A 19,600-nucleotide genomic window follows, 5' to 3' on the forward strand; every position below is an offset into this window, starting at 1 on the left:
TTAATTCATTTTATGATATGGGCCACTCAGAAATGAGTGGCTTTTTTTTGCTATACTAGAGTATAGTTTTTTAGTTTTAGGGTTTTATTTGCTTAAAATTTTTCACATAATAAAGAAAAAATTATTACTTTTAACCGAATCAAAAAATAAAAACTTTTTAACTATGAAAAAATTCTTTCTGCTAATGCTTATGGCATTCGCAATATCATTCAATTTGCTAAAAGCCCAAGGTACAGATTATATTATTTGTATTGATAATAGTGGCTCCATAGGTGGTCCGGCTTATGACCAGATAAGCATAAGTACAAAAAAATTAATTGAGAATATTCTTGCATGTAACCCGAAGAATAGAGTAGCTGTTACTCACTATGGTACAGGGGTATATGGAATACCTGACGTAACCTATAATCCAAGAATTTATATTGAGTCTGATTTTACAAATAATATTGCTGTCGCTCAAAATTTTACAAGAAGACTAGAGGCAGGAGATCATTTCCATGAAGCTTTAGGACTTATTGGGGACGCTTTGGATAATAATCCTAATCCTGATATTGTAAGCCCTCAACCAAATTTGCACAGAGACCCAAATGCTCCTTTGGTAATTATCCTATTCACTGATGCTCAAAGAGCTGCGGGAGATTTAGAGAGTGGTTCTTATTTGGTAAATTATTATGACACTACTTATGGCTCTCCCGGAGCATTCAAAAATGTTTCATTTTTTAAGAAAGACAGAAAAACCAAATTTGCTGTAGTACATGTAAGTCCGGACAGTTATTCAACAGAAGCAGCTGCATCTATCGCAAGTGCGGGAGGATCTTATTTCGGTCCTGTAGAAAGCAATACGGATGATATCGATTATGGAATTTCGCCAAGACTTTATTTTGGAAAAACAGATTTTTTACTGACTACTAGCGAAATTTTTGAAATTACCAGAAATGTTTGTGATAATCAGGGTGGAGGAAGTATAAATATGTACTATGAGCCAAATGATTGCGGAGGATTTAATTCAGTACAAAGTGTTCTTGGTACTTATGATTTACCTTCTGGAGCAATATTGCAGGGGCTGCAATTGTCAATTGTGAGTCTTTCAACCGGAGATGAGTATCCTGTGTCGTTTAACCCTACGATGACAGCTCCTAATCAATATCATCAAACTTTGACGGCTTCAGATTTTGGGGCAGTTCCGGCAAGTGCTATGTACGGACAGTTTAAATTCTTAATAACAATGACCTATGAAGTTGGCGGACAGACTTATCAGGCTTCAGCTTGGAATAATAATCCGTTTGCTACATTTGATATTAATTTTGGCTGTACAAGAGGTGTCCCAAATACACAATTAGACAAGAAAAACAGACCAGATTTCAAACTTGATAGAAATAGTAATCCAAATCATTTTAGAAAAAATTCTGAAAATGTTCAAAAATTCCAGCTTACTCCAAATCCTACGAAAGGACAATTGAATGTTGTTTTAAATAAAGGATTTGAAAATGGTTCTTTACAGGTATTAGATCTTAATGGAAGCGTAATATATAAAACTACATTTAAAAATCAAAAACAGCTTACTATTGATCTAACTGAACAAAAAGAAGGAGTTTATATTGTTAATATTTTATCTGATAAAAATGAAATTTATACTGAAAAAATTATAAAGAAATAAAAAATATAAAACACATTATAAATAAATGGAGATCATCGTTTGATGATCTCTTTTTGTTTATAGAAAGGGATTGAAATAAACTTAAATAAAATATTATTTTTTTGTTAAATATTTGTAGATTAGCAACAATTATTAGTGTATATGAAAAAAGTAGCTTTACCCCTTTTGTTTGCTGTATCCGCAGTGTTTCCGTCTATTCTTTTTGGACAAGATAATGAGAAATTAATTAAAGATTATATTTCTCAAAATAAGATTAGAGAATATAAGAAGTCTGATCTTGCCAATTTCGCTATTGGAAATATTGATTCGTCAAAATCTTTAAATGGTGATGTTGTAAAGTTTCAACAGACTTATAATGGTCTTCCTGTATATAATGCAGAAGGAACGGTACTTGTAAGAGATAATAAAATTGTCTATTACTCCGATACCTTTTTGAAAGATTATACTTCATCTGTTCCCAATACTGCAACTATGAGTAAAGTTGCGGCACTTCAGAAAATTTCAGAAAATTTACAAAAAGAAAAAGTTCAAGCTTATCCTATTTTAAATTTTTCTGATGCAGATCCTGCAAATGGACAGGCTGCAAAGCAGAGATTAGTTTATGTGGAAAATAATGGAGCTCTAAAACTTGCTTATCAATTTTCACTTCCTGAACCAAATTCTCCGAGCTATTGGGATATTTTAGTGGATGCAACGAACGGAAATATCATTAGTAAATTAGATTTAAATTTATCGTGTAACTTCCACGAAGATGCATACTCACATGACTATTCTCACGCCCATAATAATTTCATAGGACCATTAAATAGTTTTGCGAACCAAAGCGTTAATTTTTTAGTTCCGGACAATGCTTCTTACAATGTTTTTCCACTACCAATAGAAGCTCCGACATTTGGATCTAGAGCTGTTGTCAACAATCCATGGATTTTAGCAGCTTCACCGGAAGGATGGCACTATGATGGTACAACTCGCTATACAATTACAAGAGGAAATAATGTTCACGCCTATGAAGATACTTCAGGGGTAAATGCTATAGGCTTTTCGCCTGATGGAGGAACTTCTAGAAACTTTAATTATACATTTAGTATTAATGCAGATCAATTTGCAAATCAAAGTGCATCTATTACCAATTTGTTTTATATCAACAATAAAATCCATGATATTTTCTATACGTTTGGCTTTACACCAGCCGCTAGAAACTTTCAGGCTACAAACTTTGGACTAGGAGGTGCTGGAAATGACTATGTTCTTGCTGAGGCTCAAGATGGTGGGGGAACAAATAATGCCAATTTTGCAAGTCCTTCAGATGGAAGTAAGCCAAGAATGCAGATGTATATGTGGTCGACTGTAAATAGACTTTTCTTTTATAATGCACCTGCTGCAGCAGTTCCTCGTCAACCTGGTGCGGGAACAGCTTTATTCGGTAATGCATTAGATGCAACCGGAGTTACTGGGAATGTTCAGCTTTCGTCGGTATTAGATGGTTGTACGGCTCTTCCGGCAGCTTCTCTTACAGGAAAAATTGGTTTAGTTGAAAGAGGAACTTGTGCATTCACTGTAAAGGTTAAAAATCTACAAGATGCTGGTGCAACTGCTGCTATTATTTATAACAATACTGCTAACGGATCTACATTAGCCAATATGTCGGGAACTGATAGTACAATTACTATTCCTTCAGTATTAATTACAAATCCGGAGGGAGAATACATTAAGAGCCAGCTTGCTGCAAGTACGACTGTAAATGTCACTTTAAAGAATGATCCGGCAACAAGTGTTACTCCAGATGGAAGTTTTGATAATGGAATTGTTATTCATGAATACGGTCATGGAATTTCAAACAGATTAACAGGAACGGGATCAGGATGTTTAAATTCAAGTGCAGATAAAGAACAAATGGGAGAAGGTTGGTCGGATTTCTTTGCTGTAATGTTAACCAATAAAGCGGGTGATAATGCTTCTGTACCAAGAGGTATGGCAACTTATGCAGCTGGACAAGCTACATCAGGATCTGGAATCAGACCTGCAAAATATTCTCCTGATTTTGCTATTAATGATTATACTTACGGGGATACAAACGGTATGGAATATACAAATACAAGTGGACAATTGGTTCCGGATGTACATTCTATTGGTTTCGTTTGGGCAACTATGTTATGGGATCTTCATTGGCAATATGTTGCTAAATATGGATATTCTTCAGATGTAACAGCAAACACTACAAATGGTAGTTCAAGAGTATTGCAATTGGTTACAGATGCTTTAAAATTACAAATTTGTAATCCAACATTTATCGATGGCAGAAATGCAATTTTAAGTGCTGAATTAAATACTACTGCTGGTGTTGACAGATGTATGATTTGGAGAACATTTGCGAAAAGAGGTTTAGGAGTAAATGCTTCTGCTGGGGTAAAAACTAATATAAATGACCAAGTTCAGGATTTCACAGTACCTGCGGATTGTGTATTAGCAACGGATGAGGTAAAATCTGTAAAAGAAAATACAATTTCTATCTATCCAAATCCTGCTAGAAATGAATTCTTCATCAATTTCCCTCAGAAAACTTTAGGAAAAGTAAGTGTTGAAATTTATGATATGTCAGGTAAACTGGTTTCTTCTGAAGATAAAATTTCACCGGATGCTAAAAAATCCATCTCAACTGATAAGTTAATTAATGGAACTTATATGGTTAAAGTAAAAGGATTAGGCTTCGATGCAACTTCAAAAGTTATAGTGAAAAAGTAAAATATCAATTTAAATATTATTTAAAAATGACTGTTCTTAATAGAATAGTCATTTTTGTTATAAAACATATTATAAAAAAAGTTTTGAAATGAATAATATTTGTAAATTAGCACCTTTGTTAATCAATATGAAAAAGAGAACTCTACCCCTTATTTTTGCTGCATTCGCAGTTTTCTCATCTTCAAGTTTATTTTCTCAAAATAATGAGAAGTTAATTAAAGATTTTATATCTCAAAATAAAATTAGAGAATATAAAAAGTCTGACCTTACTAATTTTAGTATTGATGTAAGTGACCATTCTGAAAGTATGAATGGTGATGTTGTAAAAATACAGCAAATGTATAAAGGTATTCCTGTTTATAGATCTTTAGGCTCGGTTCTAATAAAAAATAATCAGGTTGCTTATTATGATGATTCTTTTGAAAAAGATTATTCTAATGCCGATTCGAATGTTCCTTCAATTACAAAAGAAGCAGCTTTTAAGTTTGCTTCTCATGGAACAAATATCGAAGATCCTAGTAAAGTTCAGATTCTGAATTTTCATGATGCAGATATCAAAAATGTATTTGCAAAGCATCAACTGGTATATGTAAAGAAAGATCAAAACCTAGTTCTATGTTATGAATTTACTTTCCCTGAAAGAAAAACGTCAAACTATTGGGATATTTTGGTTAATGCAAATACTGGAGAAATTGTGGAAAAAAATAATTTAAATCTTAGCTGTAATTTTGTTGATCATCCTTATGGTCATTCTCATGAAAATCATTTGGCCATATTTCCATTAGGAAAAGAAAATTATCAGCAATCTAACCCGGCGACAAGTTTATTGTTGGCTCCAGATAATGCATCTTATAATGTATTTCCTTTTCCAATAGAAGCTCCAACTTTTGGATCAAGATCTGTAGTAACAAACCCATGGAATCTTACTGCTTCACCGGAAGGATGGCATTCTGATGGTACTACACACTATACTGCAGCACAAGGAAATAATGTATCAGCTTATCAGGATTTATATGATAATGATTTTAATACTGGGATTACCGTAGATGGTGGTGCCTCAAGGAATTTTAATTTTCCATATACGCCAGGTGTGCTTGCTTTAAATAACCAAGATGCAGCGATAACAAACTTATTTTATGCAAACAATATGGTGCATGATATTTTCTATAAGTTTGGATTTACACCTGCATCAAGAAACTTTCAAAAAAATAATTTCAATTTAGGAGGCGTAGGTAATGATTTTGTAAATGCGGAAGCTCAAGATGGAGGAGCAACTGCAGTAGATACAACTGTTAATCCTCCTATACAGAACTATAATAATGCAAATTTTGCAACGCCACAAGATGGAGGTAGTGGCAGAATGCAAATGTATTTATGGGTAAATGACGCACAAAAATTATTTTATAATGCACCAGCATCTGCAATTACAAGAACGCCGGTTTCATACATTGCTCAATTTGGACAACAAATAACAGGGCTTCCAGTAACTGGTCAAGTTAAGTTATCTCCCGTTTTAGATGCATGTACAGCTCTTCCTGCAAATTCATTAACTGGATTTATTGGCTTAGCAGAAAGAGGAAATTGTGACTTCAATATCAAAGTTGAAAATATGCAAAATGCAGGTGCGACAGGAGCTATCATTTATAATGCTGCTACTTCTGCTGCACCAGGTAATATGGGAGGAACTAACTTAAATGTTTATATAATGTCCGAGCTAATTGATAACGCAGAAGGAGAGTATATAAAGTCTCAATTAGCAAATAATATTCCAGTAAACGTGTCTATGAGCTATAGTACAAAGCAAGATGGTAGCTTTGATAATGGAGTTATGATCCATGAATATGGGCATGGTATTTCTAACAGGCTTACAGGAAATGGTTACAGCTGTTTGAGTTATGCTAATTCTAGAGAGCAAATGGGAGAAGGTTGGTCAGATTTCTTTGCTTTAATGCTGACTAATAAAGCGGGAGATAATGCTTCAGTACCAAGAGGTATGGGTACTTATGTATCTGGAGAAGGCATAAGTGGAGATGGAATCAGACCTGCAAAATATTCACCTGATTTCCTGATTAATGATTATACATATGGCGATACGAATGGAATGGTATTTTCTAATGGTGTTCCAGACGTTCACTCAATTGGCTTCATTTGGGCAACCATGCTTTGGGATCTTCACTGGCAATATGTTGCTAAATACGGATATGCTTCCGATGTAACTTCAAATACAACAAGTGGTAGCTCAAGAGTATTACAGTTGGTTACTGATGCCTTAAAACTTCAGGCTTGTAGCCCAACATTTGTTGACGGTAGAAACGCGATCTTACAAGCAGAATTGGCAACTACTGGTGGTGCAGACAGATGTATGATCTGGAGAACCTTTGCTAAAAGAGGTTTAGGTGTGAATGCTTCTGCTGGATCTAAAACAAACATAAACGATCAAGTTCAGGATATGACGGTACCAGCGGATTGTGTATTAGCTACAGATGAAGTATCTGCTGTTAACAATACAATTTCAATCTATCCAAATCCTGCTAAGAACGAATTCTTCATTAATTTCCCAACAAAAACGTTAGGAAAAGTAAGTGTAGAAATTTATGATATGTCAGGAAAATTGGTTTCTTCTGAAGACAAAATTTCACCGGATGCTAAAAAGTCTATTTCAACTGATAAGTTAATCAACGGAACTTATATGGTTAAAGTAAAAGGATTAGGTTTCGATGCAACTTCAAAAGTAATTGTTAAAAAATAAAATCAATTTAAATATTTAGTAGAATCGGCGCAAACGAAGTTTGCACCGATTCTTTTTATCTATCATTTTAACGTTTTCGATTCTTTTAACTAATAAGTTGTACCTTTGTCGGCTGTTCAAAAAATGAATATGGAGAAGAAAAATATACTAAAAGGTGTTTTATTTGTAGGAATTGGTGCAAGTATATATGGAATGTTGGCGACTTTTGTAAAGTTAGCTTATAATGAAGGGTACACAACCTCGGAGGTTACAACTTCGCAGTTTTTATTAGGATTGGTTGGACTTTTAGCTCTTAATTTTTTTCAGACAATTACTTCAAAACAAAAATTATCCTCACCAAATAGAAAGGAAGTAAGAAATTTATTGTTGACCGGAACATCAATGGGCTTTACAAGCTTATTTTATTATATTGCAGTTCAATACATTAATGTTTCTGTTGCGATTGTATTATTGATGCAGTCGGTTTGGTTTAGTGTAGTAGTTGAAAGTTTTTTAACGAAAAAATTGCCAAATGTAAGAAAAGTAGTTTCTGTAATTATCGTTTTAGTCGGAACTATTTTAGCAACAAATTTAGTTAATGAAAGTCTGGAAATTGATTGGAAAGGAATCTTCTGGGGATTAATGGCGGCAGCTTCTTATACATTAACGATGTTTACTTCCAATACATTGGCAACACACTTACCTGTATTTAGAAAAAGTATAATTATGCTTTGTGGAGGTTCAGTTGTAGTTTTTGGATTTCTATTTTTCGCACAGATTGGCCCCTTATATTTTGATGGTTTAAAATCATTTTATCTAAATTTTACAAACAATACGGAGCATATTCATTCATTTAATTATTCAATTTTATGGAAATATGGATTAATTTTATCATTGTTCGGAACCATAATTCCTCCGATTTTATTTAATATTGGTTTCCCAAATGCGGGTTTAGGATTAGGAAGTATTGTGTCTTCATTAGAACTTCCGGTTTCTGTGACGATGGCTTTCGTTTTGTTAGGAGAAAGAGTAATTTTCATTCAATGGATTGGAATTGCTTTGATTCTTTTTGCCATTGTCTTAATGAATTTACCTTCTAAAAAGAAATTAACGATAGCAGTTGCAGAATAATTTTAAGCTAAAAACCCGTTATGCTTAAATTTTAATTTTAAATACAATTAAAATATTTTTTTTCACTGTTAAAATATAATAATTAACTTAAAAATACCATTAAAAGCCGTTTCTTTTGGAGCGGTTTTTTTAATTTTAATATCTAAAATAAATTTCATGGAATATTTTAAGAATGCTGTTGCGATTTTAATGCTATCGATTGTACCCAACTTTATGTTTTCTCAAGTAAAACCTTTAGATGCGGAACTTACCAATTATAAATACCCTTACGAAGTCCACTTTCTGAATTTTAAATCTCAAAATAATAATCTGAAAATGGCTTATATGGATGTTCAACCAAAAAAGTCAAATGGGAAAACGATAATGCTTCTTCATGGTAAAAATTTCAATGGAGCATATTGGGAAAAAACGGCGAAAGATCTTTCAGACAAGGGTTTTCGAGTGATTATTCCAGATCAGATCGGATTTGGGAAGTCTTCCAAACCGCAAAACTATCAGTTTTCATTTTCTCAACTGGCAGAAAACACAAAAGCTATTTTAGATGAACTTAAAATCAATAAAACAATTGTTTTAGGTCATTCAATGGGAGGGATGGTTGCAACAAGGTTTACTTTGCAATTTCCTGATAAAGTTGAAAAATTAATTCTAGAAAACCCAATCGGGCTTGAAGATTATAAAACTTTTGCATCGTATCAAACGATAGATCAGGCTTATCAATCTGAATTAAAAAACACTGCTGAATCATACAAAAACTATCAAATGAAATTTTACTATGATAACAAATGGAAAGCAGAATATCAACCATGGTTGGATTTAATGGCGGGCTGGACTTTACATTCTGATTATCCAAAGGTAGCTTGGGATGCAGCATTAACGACAGATATGATTTACAATCAGCCTGTTTGTTATGAATTTAAAAATATTAAAGTTCCAACTTTATTAATCATCGGAACGAGAGACAGAACCGCAATCGGGAAAGACAGAGCTCCAAAAGAATTGCAGCCAAAAATGGGGCAATATCAGGAATTAGGAAAGAAAACCCAACAACAAATTGCAGGTTCAAAGTTAGTTGAAATTGAAAATGTCGGACATCTTCCACACATCGAAGTTTATGATAAATTCTGGAATGCGTTATATGATTTTATAAAGTAATTAGGATGAATTTAAAAGTGAATTGTCAATGGTCAATTTTTAAAAGTGCGAATAATTGACAATTTACTTACAAAGTAAAATTCACCATTCACTTTTATACATCTCATAAATAAAAAGAGACTACTAAAAATTAGCAGTCTCTTTTTGTATTTATTGTTGTCTGAATTATTTCTTCTTGTAAGCAGCGTCTTTAATTCTCGCTTTTTTACCTCTAAGGTCTCTGAAGTAGTAGATTCTTGATCTTCTAACTCTACCTCTTCTATCAACTTCAATTTTTTGAAGAGCAGGCATGTTGATAGGGAATACTCTTTCTACACCTACATCACCAGACATTTTTCTGATTGTGAAAGTTTTTGTAGATCCAGTACCTCTCAATTGAATAACAGTTCCTTTGAAGAACTGAGTTCTTGTTTTTTGACCTTCTTTAATCTCGTAATACACAGTGATTGTATCACCAGCTTTGAATTCAGGGAATTCTTTTTTTGTAATGTACTTGTCTTGTACGTACTTTAATAAATCCATTATTAATAAATAAAATGTTAAGGCTAAGCAACTTACACGGACTTCGTCAGAGGTTGAATAACAGGTTGCAAATATACAAAATAGTTTTTGAATATTCCAAACATCTAATGTATTAAATATGATAAATTTTTAATGAAATTTTCTCTAAAAACTTAACACTTCTTTTAACTTCCCATCAGATACAGTTTACATGGGAATTCTACTTTTGCCCGATAGTAAAAAGCGGATAATCAATGCTTTTTAAAATTATTAATACACAAAATTTTAAAAACATACACACGAACTAAACTGTACTACAATGAAACATTTATTATTCCTTTTTTGTTTCGCCGTCCAGTTTGCATTTGGGCAGACTTTATATCCCTATTTGCAAAATCCGACGCCAACTTCGATGATCGTAAACTGGAAAACATCATCAAACAACGAAACAACGGTTACTTACGGAACTTCACCAACCAATTTGAACGTAACGGTAACAGGAACAACCAACATTTTTTCGGACACCGGTTACAACAACAATTATTTTTATCACACGGCTAAAGTCACCAATTTACAGCCCAATACAAAGTATTATTATAAAATTAAAACAGGAACAAGCGAATCTGCTGTTTACAATTTTAGAACGCTTCCTTTACCAGGACAACCTGTTACGGCAGACGGAAAAATCCGTTTCCTGATCATGGGGGACAACCAAATTAAAGCAGAACCGAGATATGATACTTTAACATTAAATGCATATAAAAAATTAAAAGAAAAATTCGGGGCAACATCCGATCCTTCAGATAATATTGCATTGACGTTTATGGTTGGAGATCAGGTTGATGTAGGAACTTTGGATCATTATGAAAATGTTCATTTCAAGAAAAATATCAATCTATCACCTTATCTTCCTATTCAAACGACGGTTGGAAATCATGAAACCTACGGAACTTTGGGAATGAATTCTTACTACGCTCACTTTTATATCGATGAAATTAAATACAAAAACATCACATCAGGAAATGAGAATTATTACGCTCAACAAGCCGGAAATGTTTTATTTGTAAGCTTGAGTTCAGAACATACAGGTGCAGCTCAGCAAACTTGGCTTCAGCAGATTTTAAATGAAGCAAACAATGATCCTACCGTAGATTGGATCATTTCTTTGAGCCACAGACCATATCAGGCAGAGCAATATGTTGGAGATATTTCGACTTGGGTTAGAAATACAGCTGTTCCTTTGTTAACGACTTCCAATAAATATTTAATGCATGTTGGAGCGCATCATCACTTATATCATAGAGGTCAGTTGAAAGAATCTCCGAATTATCAGATTATTTCCGGCGGAGTAGCATGGGATCAGTATTGGGGAATGTCGAATGAACAGGATTTTGATGATGTTCAGAAAACATTGACGGATTGGACTTACCAGATTGTTGAGGTAGATGTTATCAATAAAAAAGTAGACATCGAAAGTTATTCAATCGGCGGAGTTTATCATAAAAAATATAATGAATTGATTGATACTTTTCACAGGTATAAAAATCAGTCAAAACCTGCAAAGCCTTCTATCACAAATACTTTTACTGCTCCGGTTACTTTACCTTTAACATTAAATGGAAGTTCTTTTTCTACAACAAATTCAGAATTATTAAATACCACTCAGTTTTTAATCAGTAAAGCTGCAGATTTTTCTATTATTGAAAAAGAATTCTACAGAGATTACGAAAATTGGTTCGGAAAAGACGGAAACGGAACTCCCGATATTACAAAAAACTTAAACGCAGGAGTTGATATTACTAAAGCTACAATTGCTTCAAATTCAATCACAAACGGAATTTATTATGTGAAAGTTCGATACAGAGACAGAAATTTGGAGTGGAGCGATTGGAGCGATGCAAAACAATTTGAAGTGACGGGAAGTGTGGTTTCAAATCCTACATTTAATTTAAGTAAAACAGAATACACACAAAATGAACCGATTGTAGCGACATTTACAGACGGTCCCGGAAATCAGCAAGATTGGGTTGGAATTTATAAAAAAGGTCAGACTCCGGCTTCTGTGACTTCTCAAGGTTATGTTTATACAAACGGGCAAACCGCAGGATCAGCAACTTTCCCGAACGGAATTTCAGCTAAAGGTCAATATTTTGCAGGATTTTTTGCCAATAATGGGTATACGGAAATCACGCCTAGAAAGAATTTTTATGTAGGGACAAAAGTGGTTTTAAATACTTCTGCAGATACGTATCCTGTTGGAGGAACGGTCGTTGTGAATTTCAACAACGGGCCAAATTTAACGAAAGACTGGATCGGAATTTACAAAATGGGACAAGTTCCGGGACCAACACCTGCCTCAAAATGGAGCTATGTAACAACTGCGTCGGGAACATTGAATTTTACAGGGCTTCCGAAAGGATATTATTATGCTCAATATTTCCTGGAAGATGGCTATACATCGATCGGAGAGAAAGTTTTCTTTAAAGTCGGAGACATCGTAACGGAACTTTGGACGAACAAACCAGTCTATACTTTAGGTGAAAATATTACCGCTTCTTGGACGGATTCTCCGGGAATTATCAAAGATTGGTTGGGAATTTATCCTCAAAGTATCCAAACTCCGGATGATAACTTTGTTTCTTATACTTATTTTGATGGAGTTGCACAGGGAACAAAAACAATTACAGGTACTGCTTTGCCTACAACTCCGGGAAATTATTATATGGTCATGTTTACAAACGATTCTTACACAGAGGTTTCAAACAGAGTACAGTTTCAAGTTCAGGGAGCAACTTTGGGAACGGATGAAGTGAAAAATCCTAATGAAAAAAGTGTTGTTTTATATCCAAATCCAACCAAACCGGGACAACCAACATTCATAAAAAGTGATTATCCGATCGAAAAAATTGAATTACTTTCTGCCAACGGAGATCTTTTGTATAAGTCTGAAAATGTACAAAATCAACGATTTTCTTTGGTAAACGAAAATCTTCCGAAAGGTGTGTATTTTGTGAAAGTTCATTCAAGAAAATTATTCACTTTAAAGTTGATTATTCAATAAAATATAAAGAAAAAAGAAAGAGTCTCGAAGGGACGACTTAAAATAGGGTTGGATAACAATCCAATCAAAAAAAGGAATTTAAAATTGAATGATAAATATGAAATTATTTAAAACATTTAAATTAAAAATCAATCAACAACAAATATTTTCAAAAACAAAAAGCGGGAAAACTAATTTTTCCCGCTTTTATATTATTCATCATTTGATTTCAACGCCCACGCAATCAAAGGAGCCTGCATAAAAAGCCTCGCAAATCTTGCATTATCGGTATTAAGACCAAAAGAATCTCTTCTGTTTTTATATTGCGCGATATTTCCGGGAAGAACAGCTGCAAAAAATCCGGCAACAATTTTACCCATCGTTTTTCTATATTTTTTCGGAGTTACAATTACTGCTGTTCCTAATGCGATCTCGGCAAATCCGGAATATACAACCGTATCGTCTTTCTTTAGAGGAACCCATTCCGGAACTTGAGCCTGAAATTCTTTTCTCGCAAAGGTCAAATGCCCAATTCCTGCCGTAATAAGAAATGCACCGAGCGCAATCCTTGAGATTTCTTTCTTTTCCATAATTTTAAATATTTTGTAGTGATGTTATTTAAATTAAACCAAAATCAGACCATGACGATGAAATATTTTTTCATTAAATTAAAATATAAAGAAAAGAGTCCCGAAGGGACGATTTAAAACAGGGTTGGATGCAAATCCAATCAAACATACCATTCAATTGAATTCAAAAAAATCAAAAAACAAAAAGCGGGAAATTTTAATTTTTCCCGCTTCTTTATCTATAAGGATTAATCTTTTTCTTTAAAAATCGATCAACTCCAAACGTTTTATAACCATACAAAGAAAATAATCCCAATATCATAATGTATAAAACTTGGGGAAGATAAAAGAAATAGGTCAACCATGTATAATTTTCAATTGGTCTTGTTCCTACTTTTGGATCGATAGCAACCAATTCTGTCGGAATAGAATGAATATCTTTCGTTACAAGCGCAACGATCATGATAACAATTAATGCAAACGAACTTATTCGAGTAAATAATCCTATTAATAAAAAAAATCCCCAAATCATTTCATTGGCAGCGACAAAATTGGCCATGAACTGTGGATTTGCAAATCCCAAACTGGTAATCGTTTTCAACATGTAACCTTGAAAAACGGGATGAAATAGTTTGTTGAAGCCTGTGATAAAAAAGAATAATCCGATGCTTAATCGGCAGATCACATAAAAAATGTCTCCAACTTTGTTGAAATTTTCTTGTTTCATTTGTATAAAATTTATGAGGGTTAAATTTTTTCACATTGTTAAATTCTTCATTTCTAAAATACTTAACATAATGTAGATCACCAAAAGTATAAAAAGTTAATTTAATATTGAGCTTGTTTAAACTTTTATTTGACATTATGAAATCAATAAAATATTTTAAACGCGACGATCGCAAAGAATTTTTGAATAAACTTGAAAATATTTCGTTCGCAATGGCGTTCCACTCAGCTAAGGCACAATTATCATTTGCTGAACGAAGTGCCTTTGCGAACGGAAAAATATTTATATAAACTTTGTGGACATTGCGTTAAATATAATTTATCCTAGGCTCAAGAAGTTTAAACATATTTAATCTCAAAAAAGACTGAACATCGGATATTTGAGAAAAATTATTAAATTTAGCCAACAGAAAAATCTAATATTTCATGATAGATAAAAGAGTAAAAAATGCAAAGGAAGCCATCGACGGAATTAAAGATGGAATGACGTTGATGTTGGGCGGATTCGGACTTTGCGGAATTCCTGAAAACTCAATTAATGCATTGGTAGAGAGTGATGTGAAAGATCTTACCTGTATTTCGAATAACGCAGGAGTCGATGATTTCGGATTGGGATTATTGCTTCACAAAAGACAGATTAAGAAAATGATTTCGTCTTATGTGGGAGAAAATGCCGAGTTCGAGAGACAAATGCTTTCAGGAGAATTGGAAGTTGAGCTTACTCCACAGGGAACTTTGGCGGAAAAATGCAGAGCGGCACAGGCTGGAATTCCGGCTTTTTACACACCTGCAGGTTTCGGAACTGAAGTAGCGGAAGGTAAAGAAGTAAAAGATTTTAAAGGAAAGCCTCATATTTTGGAGCATGCTTATGAAGCAGATTATTCAATTGTAAAGGCTTGGAAAGGAGATCACGCAGGGAATTTGATTTTCAAAGGTTCAGCAAGAAACTTTAATCATCCAATGGCTGGAGCAGGTAAAATTACCATTGCTGAAGTGGAAGAATTGGTGGAACCGGGAGAATTAGACCCTAATCAGATTCACATTCCGGGAATTATGATCCAGAGAATTTTTCAGGGAGAAAAATTCGAAAAAAGAATTGAACAGAGAACCGTTAGAAAAAAAGATTAATTATCTAACCAGTTTCTTAAAAAATAATACCCCGAAATCATCTTTCGGGGTAATTTTATTTAGTGAGTTGCAGTCCAATTGTCATTCTGAACAAAGTGAAGAATCTCTATCTGCAATCATGTAAACTTCCATCTCTTCCATTAAATCAACGTTTCAGCAATCTTTCTTTCCCCGATTTGCTGTCTCCACATTGCATAATACAATCCTTTTTCTTCAATTAATTGTAAATGCGAACCCGTTTCCACGATTTGCCCGCGTTCCAAAACAAAAATTCTGTCTGCATGCATAATTGTACTCAATCTGTGCGCGATAAGAACTGTAATTTGTTCTTTTTCTTTTGAAATTTCTTTAATTGTTGTTGTGATTTCCTCTTCAGTGATACTGTCTAACGCAGAAGTTGCTTCATCAAAAATCAATAAATGTGGTTTTCTCAATAGAGCTCTCGCAATGGCGATTCTCTGTTTTTCACCCCCACTTAATTTCAATCCGCCTTCACCGATTACGGTTTCAATTCCGTTTTCTGCTCGTTCTAAAAGCGCTGTACAGCTGGATTTTTTTAAGGCTAATTGAAGATCTTCATCCGTGGCAGAAGGATTCACGAACAAAAGATTTTCCTTTATAGTTCCTGCAAAAAGCTGAGTATCCTGCGTTACAAAACCGATTTGATTTCTCAATTCATCAAAATCAAATTCTTTTCCGTCAATATTATTGTAAAGTATAGAGCCTTCTTTTGGTCTATATAAACCTACAAGAAGCTTTACCAAGGTACTTTTCCCAGAACCACTCGGTCCGACAAAAGCAATGGTTTCTCCATTTTTTACTTTAAATGAAATTGAATTTAAAGCCTTGTAATGAGCGGTCTGATGCTGAAAAGATACCTCCTGAAATTCAAGCTCTTCAATCGCACCGATTTTTTTAGGCGTTAAAGGTTTGGGTTCAACTTCTTTTTTCATCACTCGGTCGAAATTATTCAACGAAGCCTGTGCTTCACGGTAAGAAATAATGATGTTCCCGATTTCCTGCATGGGTCCGAAAATGAAGAACCCGTAAAACATTAATGATAAATATTGTCCCGGAGTTACGATATTTTTAAATATTAATAATAATAAGGTAAAAGTGATGGTTTGCTGTAAGAAATTCACCAAAGTTCCTTGTACAAAGCTCAAAGAACGGATGCTTTTTACTTTTCTTAATTCAAGATTTAAAATTTTATACGTATTGTTATTCAAACGCTCAACTTCCTGATTGGTTAATCCTAAACTTTTTACAATCTCAATATTTCTAAGGCTTTCGGTTGTACTTCCTGCCAAATTTGTCGTTTCTGTGACGATATTTTTTTGAATGGTTTTAATTCTTTTACTTAATAAATTAGTCACGACCGCAATCAGAATAATTCCAACAACATAAACAGGCATAATTGTCCAATGCAAGCGAATCGCGTACACAGAAACGAAAATAATGCTCACCAAAATTCCGAAAAATACATTGATGAAATTATTAATGAACTTCACAGAATCCTCACGAACCTTGGTTAAGATCGAAAGCGTTTCACCACTTCTTTGATCTTCAAATTCCTGAAACGGCAGTCTCATCGAATGTTTTAAACCGTCAGTGAAAATTTTAGCGCCAAACTTCTGAATAATGACGTTCACCACATAATCCTGGAAAGCTTTCGCAATTCGGCTTATCATCGCAGTTCCGACAAGTAACCCCAAAAAGTAGAAAACTCCATGATAGATATCAGTTCCGTATAGATATTCATTCATGTTTCTTGGCAATAGTTTTTCTTTATCGAAAAAATTGGGGTGCGTAACCAGTTTATCTAATATGTTTCCCGTAATTGCCGGTGCGAATAACGAAAAAACTTGATTTACAGCGGCTAATAAAAGTGAAGCTATGATTAGCCATTTATATGGTTTTAAATATTTTAATAAAATTTTCATTGGTAAAATTAAAAGCCCACAAATTTACAACAATTTGAGATTCAAAATTTATTATAGTATAGAAAGAAACTATTTCGTAATTCTGAAAAAATGGCTAATTTGGCGGGATAAGATTAAGCTATGCTAACTAAAGAACAAATTGCACAAAGAATTTCCAAAGAAGTAAAAGACGGATATTATGTAAATTTAGGAATAGGGATTCCCACATTGGTTGCCAACTACGTTCCGGACAATCTTTCGGTAGAATTTCAGAGTGAAAACGGAGTGTTGGGAATGGGGCCTTTCCCTTTCGAAGGTGAGGAAGATGCAGACATCATCAATGCCGGAAAACAGACGATTACGATCTTGGATGGTGGTTCATTCTTCGATTCAGCATTCAGTTTCGGGATGATCAGGGCTCAAAAAGTAGATCTTACCATTTTAGGAGCCATGGAAGTTTCGGAAAACGGAGATATTGCCAACTGGAAAATTCCCGGAAAAATGGTGAAAGGAATGGGAGGAGCAATGGATCTGGTAGCTTCTGCAGAAAATATTATCGTTGCGATGATGCACGTAAACAAAGCTGGAGAAAGCAAAATCCTTAAAAAATGTTCACTTCCTTTAACGGGCGTAAATTGTGTGAAAAGAGTAGTAACCGAATTAGCCGTTTTAGATGTAACTCCGGCAGGTTTCAAATTGATTGAAAGAGCTCCGGGTGTTTCGGTAGAACACATTATTCAATCCACAGAAGCAGATCTAATCATCGAAGGTGAAATTCCTGAGATGCAGTTTTAATAAAAACAAAAACCTTGTCGTTATCTGACAAGGTTTTTTTTATTGAGATTAGTGAAATGATTTATTTGTCTAAAACGTTTACCTGAGTTTCCTCAGCGATTGGTTGACAATCTTTTTGAGGAATAATCTTTACTCGGAACTGCATATCTTTAGTGTATCTTTTACAGCTTTCATCGATAAATGATGTTGGTGATTTTTTAAAATCATTAATATACTTTTCTGCCTCTTCTTCCTTTGCAGGAATTATTAAACAGTAATAAATACTTCTTGTATAATTACTGGAATCGCTAATAAATTTTTTCTTACACTTTAATGCTTCGTTAAATGTCATACTGTATTAGTTTCTACAAAAATAAGTAATAACTGATAAAAAAGCTAAGTGAAAATACGGGTTTTTATATTTGATTTAGTGATTGTTAACTTATAAATGATAAAATGTTTTATTGAGGAAAAAAATGACAATTCCACACCAAAAGGTGTTTATTTTTTGTTAAATCAATGATTTGGTTGAAAAATTTTCAATAAAAAGTGAAATACAAAACTGTTAAATTTTATTAAACACCTTTCAAATCTACATTTTTAACAATTTTTTAACTCTTGCTTTGGTGAAATCAAAATAAGTATATTAATATTCTAATTAAAAAAAGCTCTGCTGAATTTTCAACAAAGCTTTGATCGTTATTAAGAATAAAAAATATTATTTTCCGTCCTGCGCTCCGAAAACTTTCTGCAAAATACTTGTTGTTCTCATTGCCGGAGTATTTCTGATTCCACTTTCTTTTTGGGCAACCATTTTAAAAACACCATTGATGGTTTCTGTAGTCACATATTCATTAAGGTCGGTGGTTACAGATTGTCCTGTTAATGTATTATATTTTGTAATCAAACCTTTCCAAAGTGTATCTGCACCCACTTTTCCCAACGAAGCCTTTACTTTTGGTTGAAAAGCGGTAAATAATTGACTTTGAGTTCTTCCTTGTAAATAATTAGTTGCCGCATTATCCGTTCCCAACAGAATATTTTTCGCATCGGTAATCGTCATTGAAGTAATGGCGTTCGCAAAGATCGGAGTTGCTTCTGTTACAGCATCTTCCGCAGCTCTGTTCAATAATTTTACTCCTTGATCTGCCAAGCTTCCCAATCCCATTGCTCGAAGTGAGGTATCGATTTTTCTTAATTTTTCCGGCATTAAAATTTTTACCGCTTCATTTTTAAAAAATCCGTCTGTTACACCCAATTTTTTCACTCCTTCCGAAACCCCCATATTTAAAGCTTCCTTTAATCCAGATGAAATTTGAGTTGAAGTTAAACTTCCCAAATTTACCGGAGAAGTTGTTGTAGATTTTGTCGGAGTTGTTGTCGTAGTAGAAGTTCCTGTTTTTACAGGAGCATTCAGGTCGATCCCTGTTTTATCTTTTACGGTAGATTTTATAACATCTAAAATCTGAGCCTGTGTTGATACTGAAAATAATAGTCCGCTCGCTAATAAAATTGTTTTTCTCATTGTTT

General features: G+C 33.8%; 14 protein-coding genes. 8 read left to right on the plus strand and 6 right to left on the minus strand.

Annotation, left to right across the window (positions count from 1 at the left end; genetic code table 11):
* Positions 1-163: 163 nt before the first annotated feature.
* The 5 genes from ACKX2A_RS18830 (at position 164) to ACKX2A_RS18850 (ending at position 9,410) form a co-directional block, all read left to right on the plus strand.
* A complete protein-coding gene (locus tag ACKX2A_RS18830) occupies positions 164-1,657 on the plus strand; it encodes a T9SS type A sorting domain-containing protein (RefSeq protein WP_415326466.1) in 1,494 nt (497 codons plus the stop codon).
* Positions 1,658-1,798: 141 nt separating this feature from the next.
* A complete protein-coding gene (locus ACKX2A_RS18835; protein WP_415326467.1) occupies positions 1,799-4,399 on the plus strand; it encodes a T9SS-dependent M36 family metallopeptidase in 2,601 nt (866 codons plus the stop codon).
* Positions 4,400-4,487: 88 nt separating this feature from the next.
* Entirely contained in the window at positions 4,488-7,148 is a 2,661-nt protein-coding gene (locus ACKX2A_RS18840) for a T9SS-dependent M36 family metallopeptidase (protein WP_415326468.1), read from the plus strand.
* 129 nt (positions 7,149-7,277) lie between these two features.
* On the plus strand, positions 7,278-8,258 hold the full coding sequence (locus ACKX2A_RS18845) for an EamA family transporter (protein ID WP_415326469.1): 981 nt from the start codon (positions 7,278-7,280) through the stop codon (positions 8,256-8,258).
* 156 nt (positions 8,259-8,414) lie between these two features.
* A complete protein-coding gene (locus tag ACKX2A_RS18850; RefSeq protein ID WP_415326470.1) occupies positions 8,415-9,410 on the plus strand; it encodes an alpha/beta fold hydrolase in 996 nt (331 codons plus the stop codon).
* 165 nt (positions 9,411-9,575) lie between these two features.
* Here the strand turns inward: ACKX2A_RS18850 and rplS are convergent, their stop codons facing one another.
* On the minus strand, positions 9,576-9,932 hold the full coding sequence (gene rplS, locus ACKX2A_RS18855; RefSeq protein WP_034709455.1) for a 50S ribosomal protein L19: 357 nt from the start codon (positions 9,930-9,932) through the stop codon (positions 9,576-9,578).
* Between the two features lie 298 nt (positions 9,933-10,230).
* Here rplS and ACKX2A_RS18860 point away from each other — a divergent pair, with 298 nt between their 5' ends.
* The gene (locus tag ACKX2A_RS18860; RefSeq protein ID WP_415326471.1) at positions 10,231-12,972 is read left to right on the plus strand and encodes a fibronectin type III domain-containing protein; all 2,742 of its coding nucleotides are present in this window, start codon (positions 10,231-10,233) and stop codon (positions 12,970-12,972) included.
* 191 nt (positions 12,973-13,163) lie between these two features.
* Here the strand turns inward: ACKX2A_RS18860 and ACKX2A_RS18865 are convergent, their stop codons facing one another.
* Positions 13,164-13,541, minus strand: coding sequence for a hypothetical protein (locus tag ACKX2A_RS18865; RefSeq protein WP_415326472.1), 378 nt, complete (start codon positions 13,539-13,541; stop codon positions 13,164-13,166).
* A gap of 214 nt (positions 13,542-13,755) precedes the next feature.
* Positions 13,756-14,247: a DoxX family protein gene (locus ACKX2A_RS18870; RefSeq protein WP_415326473.1), complete on the minus strand. Its 492-nt coding sequence runs from the start codon at positions 14,245-14,247 to the stop codon at positions 13,756-13,758.
* 425 nt (positions 14,248-14,672) lie between these two features.
* Here ACKX2A_RS18870 and ACKX2A_RS18875 point away from each other — a divergent pair, with 425 nt between their 5' ends.
* Entirely contained in the window at positions 14,673-15,374 is a 702-nt protein-coding gene (locus ACKX2A_RS18875) for a CoA transferase subunit A (RefSeq protein WP_415326474.1), read from the plus strand.
* 140 nt (positions 15,375-15,514) lie between these two features.
* Here ACKX2A_RS18875 and ACKX2A_RS18880 read toward each other — a convergent pair whose 3' ends face one another.
* Positions 15,515-17,317: an ABC transporter ATP-binding protein gene (locus tag ACKX2A_RS18880; RefSeq protein WP_415326475.1), complete on the minus strand. Its 1,803-nt coding sequence runs from the start codon at positions 17,315-17,317 to the stop codon at positions 15,515-15,517.
* Positions 17,318-17,437: 120 nt separating this feature from the next.
* On the opposite strand from ACKX2A_RS18880, the gene ACKX2A_RS18885 reads away from it, so the two are divergent.
* The gene (locus tag ACKX2A_RS18885; protein ID WP_415326476.1) at positions 17,438-18,091 is read left to right on the plus strand and encodes a CoA transferase subunit B; all 654 of its coding nucleotides are present in this window, start codon (positions 17,438-17,440) and stop codon (positions 18,089-18,091) included.
* A 61-nt stretch (positions 18,092-18,152) separates the two neighbouring features.
* Here the strand turns inward: ACKX2A_RS18885 and ACKX2A_RS18890 are convergent, their stop codons facing one another.
* Together ACKX2A_RS18890 and ACKX2A_RS18895 are read right to left on the minus strand one after the other, a co-directional pair.
* Positions 18,153-18,422 carry a hypothetical protein gene (locus ACKX2A_RS18890; protein WP_415326477.1) on the minus strand — a complete coding sequence of 90 codons (270 nt, stop codon included), beginning with the start codon at positions 18,420-18,422 and terminating at the stop codon, positions 18,153-18,155.
* A gap of 366 nt (positions 18,423-18,788) precedes the next feature.
* Positions 18,789-19,595 carry a DUF4197 domain-containing protein gene (locus ACKX2A_RS18895; protein WP_415326478.1) on the minus strand — a complete coding sequence of 269 codons (807 nt, stop codon included), beginning with the start codon at positions 19,593-19,595 and terminating at the stop codon, positions 18,789-18,791.
* Positions 19,596-19,600: the final 5 nt, after the last annotated feature.

The organism is Chryseobacterium sp. MMS23-Vi53 (genome assembly GCF_047651245.1).
Classification (GTDB): domain Bacteria; phylum Bacteroidota; class Bacteroidia; order Flavobacteriales; family Weeksellaceae; genus Chryseobacterium.